At 74.2% G+C, this 18059-nt stretch carries 22 protein-coding genes and 2 pseudogenes; 16 read left to right on the forward strand and 8 right to left on the reverse strand.

Annotated features, from left to right (window positions below; all coding sequences use genetic code 11):
* Nucleotides 1-29: 29 nt before the first annotated feature.
* The 4 genes from ACQ86J_RS13180 (at nucleotide 30) to ACQ86J_RS13195 (ending at nucleotide 1905) form a co-directional block, all read left to right on the forward strand.
* Complete coding sequence (locus ACQ86J_RS13180) at nucleotides 30-317, forward strand: hypothetical protein (protein ID WP_431271453.1); 288 nt, start codon at nucleotides 30-32, stop codon at nucleotides 315-317.
* The gene (locus ACQ86J_RS13185; protein WP_431271454.1) at nucleotides 317-772 is read left to right on the forward strand and encodes a hypothetical protein; all 456 of its coding nucleotides are present in this window, start codon (nucleotides 317-319) and stop codon (nucleotides 770-772) included. The genes ACQ86J_RS13180 and ACQ86J_RS13185 overlap by 1 nt, the downstream gene beginning before the upstream one ends.
* A gap of 111 nt (nucleotides 773-883) precedes the next feature.
* Nucleotides 884-1582 (forward strand): CBS domain-containing protein, encoded by a 699-nt coding sequence (locus ACQ86J_RS13190; RefSeq protein WP_431271455.1) that lies wholly within the window; start codon nucleotides 884-886, stop codon nucleotides 1580-1582.
* 140 nt (nucleotides 1583-1722) lie between these two features.
* Entirely contained in the window at nucleotides 1723-1905 is a 183-nt protein-coding gene (locus tag ACQ86J_RS13195; RefSeq protein ID WP_431271456.1) for a hypothetical protein, read from the forward strand.
* A 123-nt stretch (nucleotides 1906-2028) separates the two neighbouring features.
* Here the strand turns inward: ACQ86J_RS13195 and ACQ86J_RS13200 are convergent, their stop codons facing one another.
* From ACQ86J_RS13200 to ACQ86J_RS13230, 7 genes and pseudogenes are all read right to left on the reverse strand, one after another.
* Complete coding sequence (locus ACQ86J_RS13200; protein ID WP_431271457.1) at nucleotides 2029-2634, reverse strand: MFS transporter; 606 nt, start codon at nucleotides 2632-2634, stop codon at nucleotides 2029-2031.
* On the reverse strand, nucleotides 2529-3080 hold the full coding sequence (locus ACQ86J_RS13205) for a hypothetical protein (RefSeq protein ID WP_431271458.1): 552 nt from the start codon (nucleotides 3078-3080) through the stop codon (nucleotides 2529-2531). The genes ACQ86J_RS13200 and ACQ86J_RS13205 overlap by 106 nt, the downstream gene beginning before the upstream one ends.
* Nucleotides 3081-3244: 164 nt before the next feature.
* Nucleotides 3245-3790, reverse strand: a complete 546-nt coding sequence (locus ACQ86J_RS13210; protein ID WP_431271459.1) for a mismatch-specific DNA-glycosylase — start codon at nucleotides 3788-3790, stop codon at nucleotides 3245-3247.
* A gap of 115 nt (nucleotides 3791-3905) precedes the next feature.
* Nucleotides 3906-4490 (reverse strand): hypothetical protein, encoded by a 585-nt coding sequence (locus tag ACQ86J_RS13215; RefSeq protein WP_431271460.1) that lies wholly within the window; start codon nucleotides 4488-4490, stop codon nucleotides 3906-3908.
* Nucleotides 4387-6476: pseudogene (locus ACQ86J_RS13220) on the reverse strand (NAD-glutamate dehydrogenase domain-containing protein); the annotation flags it as partial. The pseudogene ACQ86J_RS13220 and the gene ACQ86J_RS13215, both read right to left, overlap by 104 nt.
* A gap of 43 nt (nucleotides 6477-6519) precedes the next feature.
* Nucleotides 6520-8601, reverse strand: a pseudogene (locus tag ACQ86J_RS13225) (NAD-glutamate dehydrogenase); the annotation flags it as partial.
* Nucleotides 8602-8703: 102 nt separating this feature from the next.
* Entirely contained in the window at nucleotides 8704-9114 is a 411-nt protein-coding gene (locus ACQ86J_RS13230) for a response regulator (protein ID WP_431271461.1), read from the reverse strand.
* A 305-nt stretch (nucleotides 9115-9419) separates the two neighbouring features.
* Between ACQ86J_RS13230 and ACQ86J_RS13235 the strand changes: the two genes are divergently transcribed.
* The 9 genes from ACQ86J_RS13235 (at nucleotide 9420) to ACQ86J_RS13275 (ending at nucleotide 15133) form a co-directional block, all read left to right on the forward strand.
* On the forward strand, nucleotides 9420-10115 hold the full coding sequence (locus ACQ86J_RS13235) for a Crp/Fnr family transcriptional regulator (protein ID WP_431271462.1): 696 nt from the start codon (nucleotides 9420-9422) through the stop codon (nucleotides 10113-10115).
* Nucleotides 10116-10205: 90 nt separating this feature from the next.
* The gene (locus tag ACQ86J_RS13240) at nucleotides 10206-10622 is read left to right on the forward strand and encodes a hypothetical protein (protein WP_431271463.1); all 417 of its coding nucleotides are present in this window, start codon (nucleotides 10206-10208) and stop codon (nucleotides 10620-10622) included.
* Nucleotides 10623-10725: 103 nt separating this feature from the next.
* The gene (locus ACQ86J_RS13245; protein ID WP_431271464.1) at nucleotides 10726-11175 is read left to right on the forward strand and encodes a fasciclin domain-containing protein; all 450 of its coding nucleotides are present in this window, start codon (nucleotides 10726-10728) and stop codon (nucleotides 11173-11175) included.
* 187 nt (nucleotides 11176-11362) lie between these two features.
* Complete coding sequence (locus ACQ86J_RS13250; protein ID WP_431271465.1) at nucleotides 11363-12580, forward strand: cupin domain-containing protein; 1218 nt, start codon at nucleotides 11363-11365, stop codon at nucleotides 12578-12580.
* The gene (locus ACQ86J_RS13255; RefSeq protein ID WP_431271466.1) at nucleotides 12580-12975 is read left to right on the forward strand and encodes a hypothetical protein; all 396 of its coding nucleotides are present in this window, start codon (nucleotides 12580-12582) and stop codon (nucleotides 12973-12975) included. The genes ACQ86J_RS13250 and ACQ86J_RS13255 overlap by 1 nt, the downstream gene beginning before the upstream one ends.
* The gene (locus tag ACQ86J_RS13260; protein WP_431271467.1) at nucleotides 12972-13145 is read left to right on the forward strand and encodes a hypothetical protein; all 174 of its coding nucleotides are present in this window, start codon (nucleotides 12972-12974) and stop codon (nucleotides 13143-13145) included. Before ACQ86J_RS13255 ends, ACQ86J_RS13260 begins: the two co-directional genes overlap by 4 nt.
* 68 nt (nucleotides 13146-13213) lie before the next feature.
* Nucleotides 13214-14185, forward strand: a complete 972-nt coding sequence (locus tag ACQ86J_RS13265; protein ID WP_431271468.1) for a Bug family tripartite tricarboxylate transporter substrate binding protein — start codon at nucleotides 13214-13216, stop codon at nucleotides 14183-14185.
* 114 nt (nucleotides 14186-14299) lie between these two features.
* Nucleotides 14300-14962, forward strand: coding sequence for a hypothetical protein (locus tag ACQ86J_RS13270; protein WP_431271469.1), 663 nt, complete (start codon nucleotides 14300-14302; stop codon nucleotides 14960-14962).
* Nucleotides 14963-14974: 12 nt separating this feature from the next.
* A complete protein-coding gene (locus tag ACQ86J_RS13275; RefSeq protein ID WP_431271470.1) occupies nucleotides 14975-15133 on the forward strand; it encodes a hypothetical protein in 159 nt (52 codons plus the stop codon).
* 15 nt (nucleotides 15134-15148) lie between these two features.
* Here the strand turns inward: ACQ86J_RS13275 and ACQ86J_RS13280 are convergent, their stop codons facing one another.
* The gene (locus ACQ86J_RS13280; protein WP_431271471.1) at nucleotides 15149-16123 is read right to left on the reverse strand and encodes a TerC family protein; all 975 of its coding nucleotides are present in this window, start codon (nucleotides 16121-16123) and stop codon (nucleotides 15149-15151) included.
* 392 nt (nucleotides 16124-16515) lie between these two features.
* Between ACQ86J_RS13280 and ACQ86J_RS13285 the strand changes: the two genes are divergently transcribed.
* The 3 genes from ACQ86J_RS13285 (at nucleotide 16516) to ACQ86J_RS13295 (ending at nucleotide 18053) form a co-directional block, all read left to right on the forward strand.
* Nucleotides 16516-16779, forward strand: coding sequence for a twin-arginine translocase TatA/TatE family subunit (locus tag ACQ86J_RS13285; RefSeq protein ID WP_431271472.1), 264 nt, complete (start codon nucleotides 16516-16518; stop codon nucleotides 16777-16779).
* Between the two features lie 118 nt (nucleotides 16780-16897).
* On the forward strand, nucleotides 16898-17515 hold the full coding sequence (locus tag ACQ86J_RS13290) for a methylthioribulose 1-phosphate dehydratase (protein WP_431271473.1): 618 nt from the start codon (nucleotides 16898-16900) through the stop codon (nucleotides 17513-17515).
* A gap of 1 nt (nucleotide 17516) precedes the next feature.
* A complete protein-coding gene (locus ACQ86J_RS13295) occupies nucleotides 17517-18053 on the forward strand; it encodes a 1,2-dihydroxy-3-keto-5-methylthiopentene dioxygenase (protein WP_431271474.1) in 537 nt (178 codons plus the stop codon).
* The last annotated feature ends 6 nt before the right edge of the window (nucleotides 18054-18059 follow it).

Consider the following 18059-nt stretch of genomic DNA (forward strand, 5'->3'; position numbering starts at 1 on the left):
TGTCATGATTTTGACAGCATTCAATTCCATTGCGTGAGTCCAGTCGGCTGGTCGGTGCCTTCTGTGGCTTGGCGGCCTGCCTGCTCCTGCCCGGCCCGGCCCTGGCCGCCGAGGACGCCGCCGCCCCCGCCCAGCGCCTGACCGGGCAGGCCAGCCACTCGGTCCTGCCGGCCGAGCCGGCGAGCCTCGGCTGGGAGGCGCCGGGCGGCACGCTCTGGGCGAAGGGGAAGCCTCCCTCGACGCGGCCGAGCCGGCGGCGGAAGCGGGCTTCGAGCGCGGCGCCATCGCGCTCGGCGCGCGGCAGGAATTGGCGCTGATGCCGAACCTGTCCTGGTCGGTGGCGCCGCAGCTGCGGCTGGAAGCCACGGCGGATGCGCAGGGCCTGCCGACGGCGCCGGCCCTGAACGGCGCCCTGCAGCAGGAGCTGACGCTGTCCCTGCCGGGCCAGGCGAAGCTGGTCGCCTCGGTCGGGCTCGGTGACCGGCTCGGCGTCGGCAGCCTCGCCTCGCCGTCCGGGGCGCTCGCCGGCGCGACGCTGCGGAGCCGCGTCTCCCTGGCCGGGCAGGCGATGCTGTCGGGCGCACCGCTGCGGATGGAGTTGCAACTCACCGCCTTCCGGCCGGTCGCCGCCGAGCATGGCCCGACGCGGGCGAATGCCTGCGACCTGGCCCTGCTGCTGCACTGGGGCGACACGGCGCCGCTGCGCCTGGCCGGGTCCTGCCCGGGCGATGCGGTGCGGCGCGTCACCCTCGGTCTCAGCACGAGTTTCTGACGCAAGGGCGCGCGGTTCCGGCCCCCGCGCATGGCGCCCGGTTGTTGCGCTGCCTCAAGGCCGCGGCGCGGCGCAGAGCGCAGGCTGGGCGCCTGTTCGAAGGAGGATGTCATGTCCCAGCTGACCGCCCGCGACCTGATGACCCCGGATGTCGTCACCGTGCCGCCGGAGACCCCGGTGGTCGCCGTGGCCCGCCTGCTGGCCGAGCGGGGGATCTCCGCCGTGCCGGTGCTGGACAAGGCGGGCATGGTGCTCGGCGTGGTGACCGAGGCCGACCTGATCCGCCGCCTGGCGGGGGAGGAGGACCGGCCGCAGGGCTGGCTGCGCTCGCTCTTCGCCGATCCGGGCGAGCAGGCCGAGCGCTATGCCCGGACCCATGGCAGCAGCGCCGCCGAGATCATGACCGAGAGCGTCGTCTCGGTGACCCCGGCGGATGGCGCGGCGCATATCGCCCACCTGATGGAGGAGAAGGGCATCCGCCGCGTGCTGGTGCTGGAGGACGGCAAGCTGCGCGGCATCGTCTCCCGCGCCGACCTGCTGCGGGCGCTGGTCTCGCCGCCGAAGGCCGCGGGCGACCTCTCCGACGACCGCATCCGCCAGGCGGTGCTGGCGGCGATGCGGAAGGAGCCCTGGGCGGACACCTTCTACACCCTGGTCGAGGTCAAGGACGGGGTGGTGGAGTACCACGGCTTCATGCGGACCGAGCAGGTGAAGCGCGGGCTGAAGGTGCTGGCCGAGCAGGTGCCGGGCGTGAAGGGCGTGGTCGACCTGACCCAGCCGATGCCGACCTATCTCTACGCCGGGATGTAGGCGCCGCTGGACCATGGCCGGCTGCCTCCGCCAGGCTCGGCCGCATGGCGGAGGGGCTGGGCGGGTACTGTTTCCTGCGGCAGTTGACCGACCTGCCCTGCGCGCAGGCGGCCTGACTTTTCGGCAGCCGCGCCCGCGGCATGGCGCGGGACCACAGCGACATCGACCTGGCGGTCCTCCGCCCGGGTGGGTCGATGCCGGCATCCAGCGCTTCAGATTCTCGGCCGAGTTGTTCTGGCGCGTGCTGCAGGCGGCGCTGCTGCGGGAGGGCATCGGGATCGCCAGCCCGCGCGCCGCCTGTGCGCAGGGCTGGCTGGCGATGATCGAGGACCCAACCGGACCTCGCATACCTACAGGGAGGAGCTGGCGAAGCAGGTCTTCGCCCGCCCGGCCATCTCGCCGCCATGCGGGCCGCCCTGGCCCAGGTGCCTGCCGGCCGAAAGACGCTACCGCCGCGCCGGCTCCCGCACCCCGGCCAGCAGCGCGGCGCCGACCGCGAGGAACACCACCACCGTCGCCATTCCCGCCCGCTGGCTGCCGGTCGCCGCCGTCACCGCCGCAAGCACCGCGGGGCCGAGGAAGCCGGTCACCCGCCCGCTCAGCGCGAAGAGGCCGAAATGCGCCGCCGCCTCCCCCGGCGGGGCGAGCCGCGCCATCAGCGTCCGGCTCGCCGCCTGGGAGGGGCCGATGAAGACGCCGAGCAGCAGCGCCAGGGCCCAGAACTGCGTCTTGCCCTCCGCGACCAGCAGCCCCGAGCCCAGCATCACCAGCGCCGCCAGGGCCAGCATGACCGTCCGCTTCGAGCCGAGCCGGTCCTCCACCAGGCCGAAGCCGGCGGCGCCGAGCCCGGCGGTGAGGTTCAGGGCGATGCCGAAGAGCAGGATCTCCTCGAACCCCATGCCGAAGACGCCGGCGGCATGGATGGCGCCGAAGGCGAACAGCGTGTTCAGCCCATCGGTATAGAAGAGCCGCGCCACCAGGAAGCGCAGCAGGACCGGGTTGCGCGGCAGGCGGCGCAGCAGGGCGGCGGTCTCGGCCAGGCCGCGGCGCATCGCCGCCCCCAGGCCGGGCGCTCGCCCGGCGGGTCGGGCAGCGCCAGCAGCACCGGCCAGGCGAAGGCGGCGATCCAGGCGGCGGTCAGCAGCGCGGTCGCCCGGACATGCTCGGCGGCGCCGCGGTCGAGCCCGAACAGCGCCGGGTCCGGCCGCACCAGCAGCAGCAGCGCGAGGCCGAGGCAGACCAGGCCGCCGGCATAGCCGAGGCCCCAGGCGAGGCCGGAGACGCGGCCGATCTGCCCCGGCGCGGCCACCTGCGGCAGCAGCAGATTGTAGAAGACCGTGCCGAGTTCGAAGGCCATGGTGGCGATGCCGACGCAGGTGAGCGCCCAGAGCGCCGAGCCCGGCTCCGGCCGGGCGAACCAGATCAGCCCGGTCGCCATCACCATCACCGCGGTGCAGAGGCCGAGCAGCCGCCGGCGCCGGCCTCCGGCATCGGCCACCGCGCCGAGCAGCGGCGACAGGACGGCGATGCCGAGCCCGGCGAGACGTCTGCATCCAGCCCCATTGCGCCTGGCCGCTCGCCGGGTCCGGCGCGATGCCCTTGGTGAAATAGGCGGCGATGACGAAGGTGGAGACCACGGCGGGGAAGGCGCTGTTGGCCCAGTCATAGAGGGCCCAGGCCCATGCGCGGCGGTTCATGCCATGGAGCATGCCCCTGCCGCAGCCGTTCCGCCAGGGCGTGCCAGGGCGCCGGGTCCCAGCTGCGGCAGGCGAGGCCGGAGGTCGAGGGCAGGACGAAGAGCGGCGGCAGGTCCGGCGGGCCGGGCACCGGGCCGAAGGGCGGCGCCTTCACGCCGAGGAAGCGCGCCGCCGCATTCTTGCCGACGAAGCCGACCAGGGCCGGCCGGTGCCGCCGCAGCTTGGCGGCCAGCGCCGCGGCGTCGAAGGCGGCGGCGGGGATCTCGGCATCGGCGCCGGAGGCGGTGGTGCAGAGATTCGTCAGGCCGATGCCGAGCGCGTCGAGCTGCGCGTAGTCCTCCGGCGCGAAGCGGCGCGGCGTCAGGCCGGAGCGGTGCAGGATGTCCCAGAACTTGTTGCCCGGCCCGGAATAAGGCGCGCCGCGCAGGGCCGAGACGCGGCCCGGCGCGCTGCCGCAAAGCAGCAGGCGGAGGCCGGGGCGGAGCAGGTCGGGGAGGATCTCGGGGGTCACGGCAAGGGAGATCGGGGAGGGAGACAGGTACTCCCCCTGCAAACCCCACCCGTCCCCTCTGCGGGTCGGCTGGCGCCGGGCGGAGGGTGCCGACCCGCAGGAATGGATGCGCCGGTCACGCCATCGCCCGCAGCGCCCGCGCCGCGACACCGATCGCCGCGAGGTCGCCCGCCTGCGCCGCCTCCTGCGCCAGTTGCGCCACCGCGGCGCCGTCGGGCACCGCGCCGCGCAGCCGGGCGACGGCCAGGCTGGCCTGGGCGGCGCCGAGATCCTCCAGCAGCGCGGCCCGAGCGCGCGGGCCGAAGGCACCCGGGGCGGGTGCCGCCGCCGCGGCCTGGCGCAGCGCCTCGATCCGGAAGGCGCCGCCGACCTCCGCCCAGGCGGCTGCCGCCGCGGCGGCGGGGGCGCCGGTCTCGGCGGCCAGCCGCAGCACGGTCGGCCCGGCGGCCAGGGCGCGGCGCGGCGGCCGCCAGGGCGGCGGCGGCTTCCGGCACCCCGGCGGCGCGCCAGGCGGATGCGGCGGGATCATCCCCGGCCGTCGTGGCCAGTGCGGCGAGGCCGGGGCGCAGCGTCTCGAGCACCGCGCCGACCGGGCCCTCGGTGCCGAGCAGCCCTTGCGCGGCCTCCTCCTGCAGCCAGCGCAGCGCCTGCAGCACCTCGAGCCGCGCCGCGGCGGGGGCGGCGGCGGCATCGGCCGCATCCGCCACCGCGGGCAGGCCGAAACCTTCGCCGGCCAGCCAGGCGGCGCGGGCCGCGGCGGCCGGGCCGGCCTCGGCCGCAAGGCGGGCCAGGCCCGCGCAGCCGAGCCGGTTGGCGACCTCGTTGGCGATGGCGGTCGCCACCAGCTCGCGCCGCAGCCGGTGGCGGGCGATCAGCGCGGGGAAGCGGTCCTGCAGGGCGCTGGGGAAATAGGCGGCCAGGACCGGCGCGAAGGCGGGGTCGTCCGGCAGGGCGGAGGCCTCGACCGCTTCCAGCAGCCACAGCTTCGCCAGCGGCAGCAGGGCGCAGATCGCCGGGCGGGTCAGTGCATGCCCCGCCGCGATGCGGGCGCGGAGCGTCGCCGCATCGGGCAGGCCTGCCACCGCGCGGTCCAGCACCCCGGCCGCCTCCAGCCGCTGCATCAGCATGGCCTGGGCCGGCAGCGCCGCGGCGCCGGCGGCTTCCTCCAGCGTCACCGCCAGGTGCTGCTGCGCATTGTCGCGCAGGACGAGATGGCCGACCTCCTCGGTCATCTCGGCCAGCAGCGCGTCGCGCTGGGTGCGGGTGAGCAGCCCCGCGGCCTCGGCATCGGCCAGCAGGATCTTGATGTTGACCTCGTGGTCGCTGGTGGAGACGCCGGCCGAGTTGTCGAGCGCATCGGTGTTGATGCGCCCGCCGGCGCGGGCGTAGTCCACCCGGCCGGCCTGGGTGACGGCGAGGTTCGCGCCCTCCCCACCACCTTCGCCCGCAGCGCGCCGCCATCGACGCGGATGGCGTCGTTGGCGCGGTCGCCGGCCTCGGCCTGGGTCTCGGCCGCCGCCTTCACATAGGTGCCGATGCCGCCGAAATAGAGCAGGTCCACCTTGGCCTTCAGGATCGCCTGCATCACTAGCGCCGGCTCGGCCCGCTCGGCCTCGATGCCGAGCAGCGCGCGCACCTGCGGCGACAGCGGGATGGTCTTCAGCGTGCGGGGGAAGACGCCGCCGCCCGCGCTGATCTTCGCCGCGTCGTAATCGGCCCAGGAGGAGCGCGGCAGGGCGAAGAGGCGCTCGCGCTCCGCGTAGCTGGTTGCCGGGTCGGGCGCGGGGTCGAGGAAGATGTGCCGGTGGTCGAAGGCGGCGACCAGCTTCGTGTGCCGGCTGATCAGCAAGCCATTGCCGAACACGTCGCCGCTCATGTCGCCGACGCCGGCGCAGGTGAAGTCCTCGGCGAAGATGTCGCGGCCCATCTCGGCGAAATGGCGCGCGACCATGACCCAGGCGCCGCGCGCGGTGATGCCCATGCCCTTGTGGTCGTAGCCGGCCGAGCCGCCCGAGGCGAAGGCGTCGTCCAGCCAGAAGCCGTAATCGGCCGCGAGCCCGTTGGCGATGTCGGAGAAGGTCGCGGTGCCCTTGTCGGCGGCGACGACCAGATAGGGGTCGTCCGCATCGCGCCGCACGACGCGCGGCGGCGGCACCAGCCTCCCCTCGACCAGGTTGTCGGTGATGTCGAGCATGCCGCGCACCAGCGTGCGGTAGCACTCGATTCCCTCGGCCATGAAGGCTTCGCGGTCCGAAGCGGACGGCGGGTGCTTGAGGATGAAGCCGCCCTTGGCGCCGGTCGGCACGATGACGACGTTCTTCACCCGCTGCGCCTTCATCAGCCCGAGGATCTCGGTCCGGTAGTCCTCCCGCCGATCGGACCAGCGGATGCCGCCGCGCGCGACCGGCCCGGCGCGCAGATGCGTGCCCTCCATGCGCGGCGAGTGGACGAAGATCTCGCGCCAGGGCCGGGGCTGCGGCATCTCCCCGGCCGCGGCGCTGTCGATCTTCAGCGACAGCCAGGGTTTGTCCTGGTGGTAGTTGGTGCGCAGCACCGCATCCAGCAGCGTCCGCAGGCGGGACAGGATGCGGTCCTCGTCGGGATCTCTGCACCGCCTCCAGCAGCGCCGCCCAGTCGGCCAGCAGCGCCGCCTCCTCGCGCGCGCCATCCGGGTCGAAGCGGGCATGGAAGAGGTCGAGCAGCAGCCGCGCCGCCCGCGGCTGGGCGGCCAGCGCCGCCTCCACCGCCGGCTGGGAGAAGCCGAAGCCGACCTGCTTCAGCCAGCGGTACATCGCCCGCAGCAGCCAGCATTCGCGCCAGTCGAGCCCGGCGCGCAGCACCAGGCGGTTGAACCCGTCCGCCTCGGCCCTTCCGTCCAGCAGCGCGCCGAGCGCGGCCAGCAGCGCCGGGAAGCGGGCCGGCTCGACCGGCGCGGCGGGCGCCAGGGTGAAGACATGCAGCACCACCTGCGCGCCATCGGTCGCGGTCAGCCGGTGCGGCACCTCCTCGATCGCCCGCAGGTCGAGGCTTTCGAACAGCGGCAGCGCATCGGCCAGCGGCAGCGGCCCGCCCGGGCTCGCCAGCCGCAGCACCAGCCCGGCGGCCCCCGGCGGCCGGTCCAGCGCGGCGGCGGGCCGGCCTTCCGACAGGGCGCGTTCCGCCAGCGCCAGGTCGGCGACGCCCTGCGCGCCAGTGGCGCCCTCCCGGTAGGCGGCGGGGAAGCCGTCGCGCCAGCGGGCCAGCGCCGCCGCGGCGCCGCCCTCGCCGCGCTCGGCGGCCAGTGCCTCGGCCAGGCGGTCCGGGAAGCTGCGGGCGGCCTGGGCGATCGCCGCCTCCAGCGCCGCGCCGTCCACCGGCGGCACCCGGCCCGGCTCGGTGCCGAGGATGTAGTGGATGCGGGCCAGCGGCGAGTCGCCCATGGCTATGGTGAAGGCGCTCAGCCGACCGTCGAAGGCGCGCGCCAGCATCGCCCCCACCCGCTCCCGCAGCCGCGTGTCGAAGGTGTCGCGCGGCAGCCAGACGATGGCCGAGACGAAACGCCCGAAGGGATCCGGCCGCAGCACCAGTGCCGGCCGCGGCCGGACCTGCAGGTCGAGCGCCCGCCGCGCGCCGTCGAGGACCGCCGCCTCCGGCGCCTGGAACAGCTCGTCCCGCGGCCAGGTGTCGAGGATGTTGCGCAGCGCGCGGCCGTCATGCCCTTCCGGGTCCAGCCCGGCCGCGGTCAGGATGCGGCCGACCTTCTCCGCCAGCATCGGGATGCTGCGCGGGTTGCGATTGTAGGCGGCGGCGGCGAAGAGGCCGAGGAAGAGCCGCCCGCCCACCACGCGCCCGTCCGGGCCGTAGATCCGCGTCGCCACCACGTCGGCATGCTGCGGCCGGTGCACCGTGCTGCGCATATTGGCCTTGGCGACCGTCACCGGCGTGGGCTCGGCCAGCGCCGCGCGCATTGCCACCGGCAGCCGCGCCGGGTCGCGCAGCACGTCAAAAACTGGCAGGGCGGGGTCGCGCAGCAGGCCGAGATTCTCCGCCGCGACGATCGAGACCTCTCCCGCCGGGGTCAACGCCAGCCGCCGGTGGCCGAGCAGCACGAAATTGTCCTCGGCCATCCAGCGCAGGAAGGCGATGCCGCCCGGCTCGCTGCCCGCCGGGGCCGCCGCCAGCTCCTCCTCCGCCCGGCGCAGCGCCGCGGCCATCGGCTCGAAGTCGCCCACCGCCAGGCGGACATCGGCCAGCGCCTTCTGCAGCGCCGCCTGCAGCCCGGCCCAGTCGTCCGGCGCGGTGCGGGCCTGGCCCGGCAACATCGCCGCCGGCTGCGCGCCGAGGGTGATCCGCATCATGCTCTCGGGCGCGCCACCCGCCTCGTCCAGCGCCAGCAGCCGCCCCGCCGGGTCGCGCCGCACCGGGACGACCGGATGCAGCAGCTGCTTCACCACCCGCCCCTGCCGGGCCAGCGCGCCAAGCGCGCTGTCGACCAGGAAGGGCATGTCGTCGGTCACCAGCTCGGCCACCGCATGTGGCCCGCCGGCCTGGCCGGGGCCGGGGCCCGGCGGCAGCACGCGGACCCGGGCCTGGCCGGGCGGCCGCGTCTCGGCCAAGGCAAAGAGGCTCGCCGCGGCGCCCGCCACCGCCTCGGCCGGGATGGTCGCCAGCTCGGCGGTCGGCACCCCCTCATGCAGCCGGTGCAGCAGCCGGAGCGCCGCCGGCGGCAGGTCGGGCGCCAGCCGGGCCAGCGCCTCCGCCGCGGTGCGGAGCAGCTCCTGGCGAACCGTGTCGCCCTTCGGGTCACCCGGCGGCATGGTTGAGTCCGGCATGGCTGGCGTCTCCTCGGCCTCGCACCGCCCTAGGTCGGGAGGGTGCGGCCCGGGAACAACCCGGTGGCACCGCGACCGTTGCGGCCGTGCGCGCCGCCGGCCTTATCCGGTCGCGGCATACATCTCGAAGCCCCGGGGCGGGCTGGCCGGCCGGTCGCCGCCCATCACCGCCCGCGCCGCGTCGATGCTGCGCAGCACGGTCTCGACGGCATAGGGCTTCTGGATGCAGCCGAGCGCGACGTCGCGCGCCCGCCGCGCCTCGCAGATCTGGCTGCTGGCGAAGATCGTCGGCACGCCCCAGCGCCGGTGCAGCGCCCGCGCCACCTCCACCCCGCTGCCGCCGCCCTGCAGCGTGATGTCGAGCAGCGCCAGCTGCGGCGGGGCGTCCTCGCAGAGCGCCAGGGCCTGCTCCGCCGTCGCGGCAGGGCCGAGGACCTCATGCCCGTCCTCCGCCAGGATCTCCACCAGGACCAGCGCGATCAGTGCCTCGTCCTCAACGACCAGGATGCGCATCGGCCCATTCCCCCACCCAGCATGGCGCCGTGAGAGCAACCAGAGGGTGTCGGGGCAACGCCCGGACCAGCGCCAGGGTGCATACGCCTGCGTACCGTGTGGCAGATCCTGGCCCGGCAAGTGTGCTGCGGGCATCAAGTCGGCGTGCTCGGTTGGTTCCCGCCCATCATTGGGTCCAGCAGCACCCCATATCTGGCCACCGCCCGACACTCTTCCCGGTGCGGGCGGCTGAGAGAGACGCGCGCTCCCGCCAGGATCCCTCGCAGGAGCGGCCCAGAATGTCCTTTAGCGCCAGAATCCGGGTCTTGCCCCTGCAACCGCCTGCTGGCGGCACTCCCCCGGCCGACCTCGAATGGCTCCGGCCGCGACTGGAACGGGTCGAGTTGGGCGCCCGCAAGGTCCTGCATGCGCCGGAGGAGCCGCTCGACGCCGTGCATTTCCCCGAATCCGGCTGGATCTCGATGCTGGCGACGCTCGAGAACGGCGATGCCGCCGAGGTCGGGCTGGTCGGCTGCGAGGGCTTGGTCGGCCTGCCCCTGCTGCTCGGCGCCGATCGCAGCCCCTTCGAGGCGATGGTGCAGTCGGAAGGCACCGGGCTGCGGCTGCCGGCCGATGCTTTCCAGGAGGCGCTGGAGCACAGCCCCGCGCTGCGGACCCTGCTGCTGCGCTACGCCCTCGCCTTCACTGCGCAGGTTTCGCAGACCGCGGCCTGCAATGGCCGGCATCATATCGAGCAGCGTCTGGCGCGCTGGATGCTGATGGCGCACGACCGGTCGGTCGGCGACAGCTTCCCAATGACCCATGAATTCCTGTCGCTGATGCTCGGCGTCCGCCGCGCCGGGGTGACGGTGGCCGCCGGCGCGCTGCAGCGGGCCGGGCTGATCCGCTACGAGCGGGGCCGGATGACCATTACCGACCGCGACGGGCTCGAGGCCGGAGCCTGCGACTGCTACCCCATCGTCCGGCGCGAATACGGCCGGCTGCTCGGCAAGGCGGGCTGATCCGGCCCGCCACGGCCGGGCGTGCGGAACCGGACAGTCAGCACGCCGCGCCGGGCGTAGGCCATGGGATGCCGGACGGGATGGCATCGCATGGATCGCCGCTTCGCCTACCAGGACAGCCTGCAGGACCGGATCGCCGAGGGGATCGAGGGTATGCGCATCGCCCTCGACCAGCAGGCGCTAAGCTTGGCGCTCGCCGCGGCGCGCGAGGCAGCGCGCTCTGCCCTGCTGGCGCTGGGCCAGGCGCCGGGCCGGGTCGGCAAGCGGGATCTGGCCTTGCTGCGGGAAGCGGCGACCGCCACGCCGCAGCGCTTCGCCAACCGGCCGGATGAGCGAGAAGTCCTGTCGCGCGCCACGCTTGAGTTGCTCGGTCGGCTCTTCGCAGATTCCTCGGCTCCGCGGAGGCGCGCCCTGGCATCGTCGCGCTTCACGCCTGAGGGCCATGCCGGTGCCGCAAGGTGCCCGGACCCACCGCATTCCGACTTACCGTATTCTGCCGATTCCTGATACAATCTGCCCGCAGCCCGAACCGTCCGAGGGGCTAACCTGCAAAGGTTATCCAATAACGGAGGGAATAACGATGCGGCCAGTCAAACTCTTGGTTTTGAGCATGCTCGGCCTCGTCTTCGCCACTGCTGCGCAAGCGGCCAATCTGCTGGACCGGATGCGGGCCGATCCCAATCTCAGCACCTTTGTCGGCATGATCGACAAGGCCGGCGTCGCCAGCCAGTTCTCCGGAACGCAGAAGGTCACGGTGCTCGCTCCGACCAACGGGGCGTTTGACATGGTCGGGCCATCGCAACTGCGCGGGCTGGAGGGCAACCAGGAACGCCTGCGCGCCTTCGTCCTCGGCCATGTGCTGCCGGGAGAGCGGACCGCCATCTTCGGCACGGAGCACACCACGGCGTCCGCCAAGACCCTCGCCGGCTCGACCATCGAGGTCGAGGCGACCGGCATGGGCTCCGGCATGATCAACAACCATATCAAAGTGGTACAGGGCGATATTCGCGCCGACAACGGCGTGATCCACAAGGTCGACCACCCGATCGGCATGCGTTGAGCGGGGGCGGCCGGCCCCGGTGCGGGCATCCGGCGGCCGGCCTGACCCGAGGCGAGCCGTCCGGCGCCTGCCGGGCGGCTCCGCGCGGCGTGGCACCGGGGCATCGGTCCGCGACGTCCGGCGGGACCGGCCCGCCCGAAGCGCTTGGGGCATGACCTGCGGCGGCCGGATCGGCTAGGTTCCGGGCATGAGCATGACCTTCGCCGATTTGCTGGCGCCGCTGTCGCCGGAGCAGTTCTTCGCCGAGTACCACGACCGCAAGCCGCTGCATCTCCGCGGCGGCGCGGCCAAGTTCGCCCATGTGCTGTCCTGGCGGCAGATCAACCGGCTGCTCGACATGACGCATATCTGGTCCGGGCAGTCGCTGCAGCTGGTGCTGGACGGCACGCCGGTGCCGCCCGAGCAGTACTGCGCCCGCGCTACCAGCCGCGACAACGCCCAGGTGCTGCAGCCAGTGGCGGCGAAGGTGCGGGACTGGGTGGGGCGCGGCGCCAGCATCGTGCTGAACGACGTGGACAGCCTGACCCCGGGCCTGGTCGCGGTCTCGGAGGCGCTGGAATCTGCTGGGCTCGGCAAGGCGCAGGGCAACGTCTACATCTCCTGGCAGAGCCACAAGGCCTTCCCCGCGCACTACGACACGCACGATGTCTGGGCGGTGCAGGTCGAGGGCGAGAAGACCTGGAATGTCTGGGAGGGCCGCGCCGACTGGCCGATCGCCAACCCGGCCTTCCGCACCCCCGGCCAGGCGCAGCACGAGCAGGCCAAGGGCCGGCTGCGGGAGAAGGTGCTGCTCAGGCCCGGCGACCTGCTCTACTTGCCGCGCGGCTGGTACCACGATGCCCTGGCCGAGGCGCCGGCCAGCGTCCATGTCGCCTTCGGCCTGCATGCGCCGCTCGGGATGGACCTGCTGAACATCCTGCACGAGCGGGCACTGTACGACGCCGAGTTCCGCAAGCCGCTGCCGCGGCAGGACGGCTCGGCGGCGGCGCGCTTCGCGCTGACCACAAGGGCCGGGCAGTTGGGGCAGCGGCTGGCCGAGTTCTGCCGCGACCCCAAGGTGATGGAAGTGCTGGAACGCTTCGTCGCCGACTACCATTTTACCCGCGGCGGCAACGACCTGCTGGCGGCGCGCGGCCTCGGCACGGCGGCGCTGGGCGAGGATGCCGAGGCGCCGGCCTGGAAGGTGATCTCGCCAGGGGCGAAGCCGGTGCGGCGCGGCACGGACTGGGTGCTGAAGACCGCCGGCGGCACGCTGCCCCTGGCTCCGCCCGAGGCGGAGGCGGCGGGCTGGATCCTGGCCCGGCCCGACGTGGCCGAGGCCGAGCTGCGCGCGGCGCACCCTTCGGTGGACGCGCCCGCGCTGCTGGCCCGGCTGCGCGATGCCGGCCTGCTGGCGGCCGCCTGATGCTGCCTGTCCTGTTCCTGGCGGCGGTGCTGCTGCCCGCCGGCACCGCCCTGGCCCAGCCGCGCGCCTTCACCTGCATCGGCGCCGAGCAGCTGGAGGAGGATGTCTTCGCCATCCCCTTCCCCAAGGGCAAGGCGGCCCCGGGCGAGGCCGCCCGCACGAACCTGGCCGCCGCGGCGGAGCGGGCGAAGCGGGAGCCCGGCCGCATGCTTTGCGTGCTCGGCCATGCCGGGCCGCAGGAGGGTGGGGCGCAATCCGGCATCCAGCTCGCGGCCAAGCGGGCGGGGAGGTCGCGGCGGCGCTGGCGAAGCTCGGGATCGAGCGCGACCGGATCCGCGCCGAGGCGCGCCGCGCCGCCTTCGCCAAGGGGGCGGTGCCGGAGGAGCGCAGCGTGACCGTGGTGCTGCTGCCGCCGGGCCTGGGCGGGGAGCCGGCCGCCGAGCCGCCAGCCCGCGCGCCGGAGCGGCCCGCCGCGGCCCCGGCGGAGAAGCCCGCGGCCGCACCGGCGGAGAAGCCCGCTGAGAAGGCGCCGGAGACGCCTGCGGCGGAGCCGGCGAAGCCCTGACACCGGATGCTTGCCGCGGGCGCGCCGCCCCGCCATGAGGGGCAGGCGCCCGCCCAGGACCCTACGCCATGACCATCGCCCGCCGCTGCCTCCTCGCCGCCCCCGCCCTGCTGCTGGCCGGGCGGGCAACGGCCCAGGCTGCCTGGCCGGACCGGCCGTTGCGCTTCATCGTCCCCTTCCCGCCCGGCTCCACCCCCGACACCACCGGACGGGCGATCGCGGCGCATTTCACCCGCGCCTTCGGCCAGCCCTGCGTGGTGGAGAACCGGGCCGGGGCCGGCGGCAATATCGGCACCGGGCTGGTGGCCCAGGCGACGGATGGGCATGTGGTCGGGCTGACCATCAACGGCCCCCTCAGCACCGCCAAGGCGCTGTACCCGGACCTGGCCTACGACCCGGCGCGGGACCTTGCCGTCGCCTCCCTGCTGGTGCGGTCGGCGCAGGTCCTGGCAGTGCACCCGGATGTCCCGGCGCGCGACCTGGCCGGCTTCGTCGCGCATGTCCGGGCCAATCCGGGGAAGCTGTCCTTCGGCTCGGTCGGCTCGGGCTCGGGCGGGCACCTGGCGATGGCGGACCTCATGGCGAGGGCCGGGCTGGACATGGTGCATGTCCCCTATCGCGGCTTCCCGCAGGCGGTGCTCGATCTGGTGGCCGGGCGGATCGAGACGATCATCCTGGCCACCGCGGCCATCCTGCCGCAGCTGCGCGAAGGCTGGGCCCGGGCGCTGGCGGTCACCGGCGCGGAGCGCATCCGCCAGGCGCCGGAGGTCCCGACCCTGGCCGAGGCCGGCTTCCCCGGTGCCGAGAGCTATGCCTGGAACGCGCTGATCGCCCCGGCCACCATGCCGGCGGACCGCGTGGCCCGGCTGGCGGAGGCGGCGGCGAAGGCGCTGGCCGAGCCGTCGACCCGTGGCGTGCTCGAGGCCGGGGGCTTTGAGGTCGTGGCGAGCGGCCCGGCCGAGGCCAGCCGCTTCGTCGCCGCCGAGACCGCGCGCTGGAGCGGGCTGATCGCCCGGCTGGGGATCAAGGCGGAAGCGTAACTCCAGAAGTCACATCGAGCTGAGCCGCCGCCCCCTCCCTGGCTCTTCACCACGCCGCTAGCCGCACCGGTCCATGCTGCCGCTGTCCCTGCCGACCGACGGAGGCGGACCCGCATGTCCCTGCTGCCCCGGCGCGGCCTGGCGCTGACGCTGGTCCTGCTGCCGGGCCTGCCGCGCGCCGCGGCCGCGGCAGATCTGCCCGTCCTGGCCGAGGCCTTGCCGCCGCGCCCCTTGCGCCCGGCCTGGGAGGCGGCCGGACGGCCGCTGGTGGTGATCCTGCCCGACCATCTCGGCCTCGATGCTAGGGCCGGCTTCCACGCCGAGGCGCTGCTGGCCGGCGGCCTGTCGGTCCTCGCGGTGGCGCTGCCGGCGGCCGAGGGGGTGGCGCTCGGCGACCGGCTGCGGCCGCATCCCCGCGAAACGGCGGCGGTGGCGCCCGCGCTGCTGCCGGGGCTGCTCCGGCTGCTGCGGCGGCTCTCGCCCGGCGCCGGGCCGCCGCGGCCGGTCGGGGTGCTCGGCTTCGGGACAGGCGGCGAGGCGGCGCTGCTGGCCGCCCAGGCGGAGCTCTGGCCGCCGGACGGGCCGCGCTTCGCCGCGCATGCCGCGCTCTATCCGACCTGCGGCAGCCAGGCCCTGCGGCGGAGCCGCCTCGGCGGCGCGCCGACCACCGGGGCGCCGCTGCTGCTGATCATCCCGCATGGCGGCGGGGCGGGCGACTGGCCCGGCGGCTGCGCCCGCTCTATCCCCCGACCGGCGCGCCGGGGCGGGATGCGGTGACGCTGCACGGCTATGATTCTGCTCGGCTACGGCTTCGACCTCTGGCCGTCGGTCGCCTGGCAGGAAGGCGATGCCGGCTTCGACCCGCTGCGTTTCGATGCGTTGCGGGCGCGGCTGGCGCGGCGCGACCTCGCGGCCTTCTTCGCCGCCGCCCTCGCCGCGCCGCGGTGAGCGAGGGCGGGCCGGTCAGCCCGCCGGCGGCCGCGCCTCGCCCCGGGTCCTCCAGAGGCTGAGCGCGATCGAGCCGCCGATCACTGCGCCGGTCAGGGCCAGGGCGTATTCCACCGGCACCGCCTTGCCGCCCGCCACGTAGTTGGCCAGCATCTTGGCGCCGACGATCATCAGCACGATCGACAGCCCGTGCTTCAGGTAGCGGAAGCGGTGGATGACGCCGGAGAGCGCGAAGTACATCGCCCGCAGGCCGAGGATGGCGAAGACGTTCGCGGTGTAGACGATGAAGGGGTCGTCGGTGACCGCGAAGATCGCCGGGATGCTGTCGAGCGCGAAGACCAGGTCGGTCAGCTCGACCATGATCAGCACCAGGGCCAGCGGCGTCAGCATCCAGCGGCCGGCTTCCCGCACCGCAAAGGCGCGGCCGCGATAGCCCTCCGTCACCGGCAGCCGGCGTTCCAGCCAGCGCAGCACGGCGCTGTCGCGCGGGTCGCTCTCCTCGGCGCCGACCGAGCGCAGCATCTTCCAGCCGCTCCAGACCAGGAACAGGCCAAAGACCACCATGATCCAGTCGAATTCCCGCATCAGGGAGGTGCCGAGCAGGATCATCGCCGCGCGCATCGCCAGCGCCCCGAGGATGCCCCAGAGCAGCACGCGGTGCTGATAGCCCGGCGGCACGCCGAAGCGGGCGAAGATCAGGACGAAGACGAAGATGTTGTCGACCGAGAGCGACCACTCGATCACGTAGCCGGTCAGGAATTCCAGCGCCCGCGCCTGCCGCCCCGCCTCCGGCCCGTAGGAGGTCCAGAGGAAGGCGAAGAAGCCAAGCGCGAGCAGCGCATAGCCGGCGGATTTCAGCAGGGCGGTGCGCACCGGCACCGGGGCCGGGTCGCCATTGGCGTCCCGGCGGCCGAACAGGCCGAGGTCGAGCAGCAGCAGCCCGAGCACGGCGGCGTTGAAGGTGATCCAGAACCACAGGCCGGGTTCCATCGCATGGTCCTCCCTCCGGCGCGGCGGGAGGCGGCATGCGGATCGGCAGCCACGGCCCCGGACGCGCGGCGTTGCGCGCATCCGACATCGCGGCAGGCGCCCCCGGCAGGAGACGCGGCGCCGCCAGAGGGGCCCGGACGGGCGACGAGGTGGGCCCGGCCGAATCCGGTTTCAACCCGTTGCGCCGCTGCCCGGGCCGGGCCATCTGCAGGTTTGCGCCGCCCGGGGTGGCGCACTAGTGTCCGCGCGGGAGCCAAGCAGGGCCCCGGTCGCACGCGGCAAGGCCGCGATCGCTGGCCGGGGCAGGGCGTGGCCGCTTCTCGCCGCCGAACCGGGGGTACCGGACCGGGCGGCGCGGGGTGCGACAATAGGCAAGGTTATCGGGGCGTCACATGGGTTCCTTCAGCATCTGGCATTGGCTCATCGTGCTGCTGGTCGTGCTGCTGCTGTTCGGCAGCGGCAAGATCAGCAACCTCATGGGTGACCTCGCCACCGGCATCAAATCCTTCAAGAAGAACATGAAGGAGGACGAGCCCGACGCCTCGCTGGCCGAGACCGCGCCGCCGGCCGCGACCAAGCCGACCGGCAGCATCGGCGGCCCCGCGGCGCAGGCCGAGCCCGCCGCCACCACGACGACGAGCCGCCCGGCGGCCTGACGCCGCGGGCCCGCGCGGCCGGGCGACCGCCCGCCGCGCCGGCTGCGTTCCCAACCCACCAGCAAGGCCAGGGCGCTTCCCCCACGGGAAGCGCCTGCCTTGCGTTCCGGATGGCAGGATGTCCGATCAGGCCTTCCCCGCTGCGACCGCCGCGATCATCGCCGCCGGCCGCCGCATGGACCGCTTCGGTTGGGTGCCGGCGACCGCCGGCAACCTCTCCGTCCGCCTGGCCGACGGCACGGTGGCGATTACCCGCTCCGGCGGGCACAAGGGCTTCCTCGACGCCGAGGGGGTGATCCGGGTGGGGCTGGACGGCAGGCCGCTGCGCACCGGCGACCGGCCCTCGGCCGAGACCGGGCTGCATTGCGGCATCTACCGCCGCTTCCCTGCCGCCGGCGCCGTGCTGCACGGCCATTCCGTGCCGGTCACCGTATTGTCCCGCGCGGGCGGGGAGGCCATCACCCTGGCCGGCTACGAGCTGCTGAAGGCCTTCCCCGGCCTGCCGACGCATGACGCGGCGATCGCGGTGCCGGTCTTCGACAACGACCAGGACATTCCCCGCTTGCAGCGCGCGGTCGAATCCCGTTGGGATGCGCTGGCCGAGGTGCCGCCGGGCTACCTGATCCGCGGCCACGGCGTCTATGTCTGGGGCGCCGACATGCCGGAGGCGCTGCTGCGCCTCGAGGCGCTGGAATTCATGCTCGCCTGCGGATTGGAAACAAGGAGGGCCGCCTGAGATGAGCCGACTGACCGTATGGGAGGCCGAGACCGGCCGCCCCGTGCTGACCACCGAGGATGCCGCGGAGATCGCCGGCGCGCTCGGCAGGATCGGCGTCCGCTTCGAGCGTTGGGAGGGCGTCGCCGTCCCCGAGGACGCGACCAACGAGCAGGTGCTGGCGGCCTATCGCCCGTACCTCGACAAGCTGATGGGCGAGACCGGCGCGGGCAGCGCCGACGTGGTCAGCCTGACGCCCGACCATCCGCAGGCCGCGGCGATGCGGGAGAAGTTCCTGCAGGAGCACATCCACACCGAGGACGAGGTCCGCTTCTTCGTCCGCGGCGCCGGCGACTTCGTCATGCATGTCGACGGCAAGGTCTGGGACGCGCATTGCGTGCAGGGCGACCTGATCAGCGTGCCGGCCAATACCAAGCACTGGTTCGATGCCGGCGAGCGGCCGCATTTCACCGCGCTGCGGGTCTTCACCGACCAGTCCGGCTGGGTGGCGCATTTCACCGGCACCGACATGGCGACGCGCTTCCCGGTCGCGGCATGAGCGGGT

The organism is Dankookia sp. P2 (assembly GCF_050632255.1).
Classification (GTDB): domain Bacteria; phylum Pseudomonadota; class Alphaproteobacteria; order Acetobacterales; family Acetobacteraceae; genus Paracraurococcus.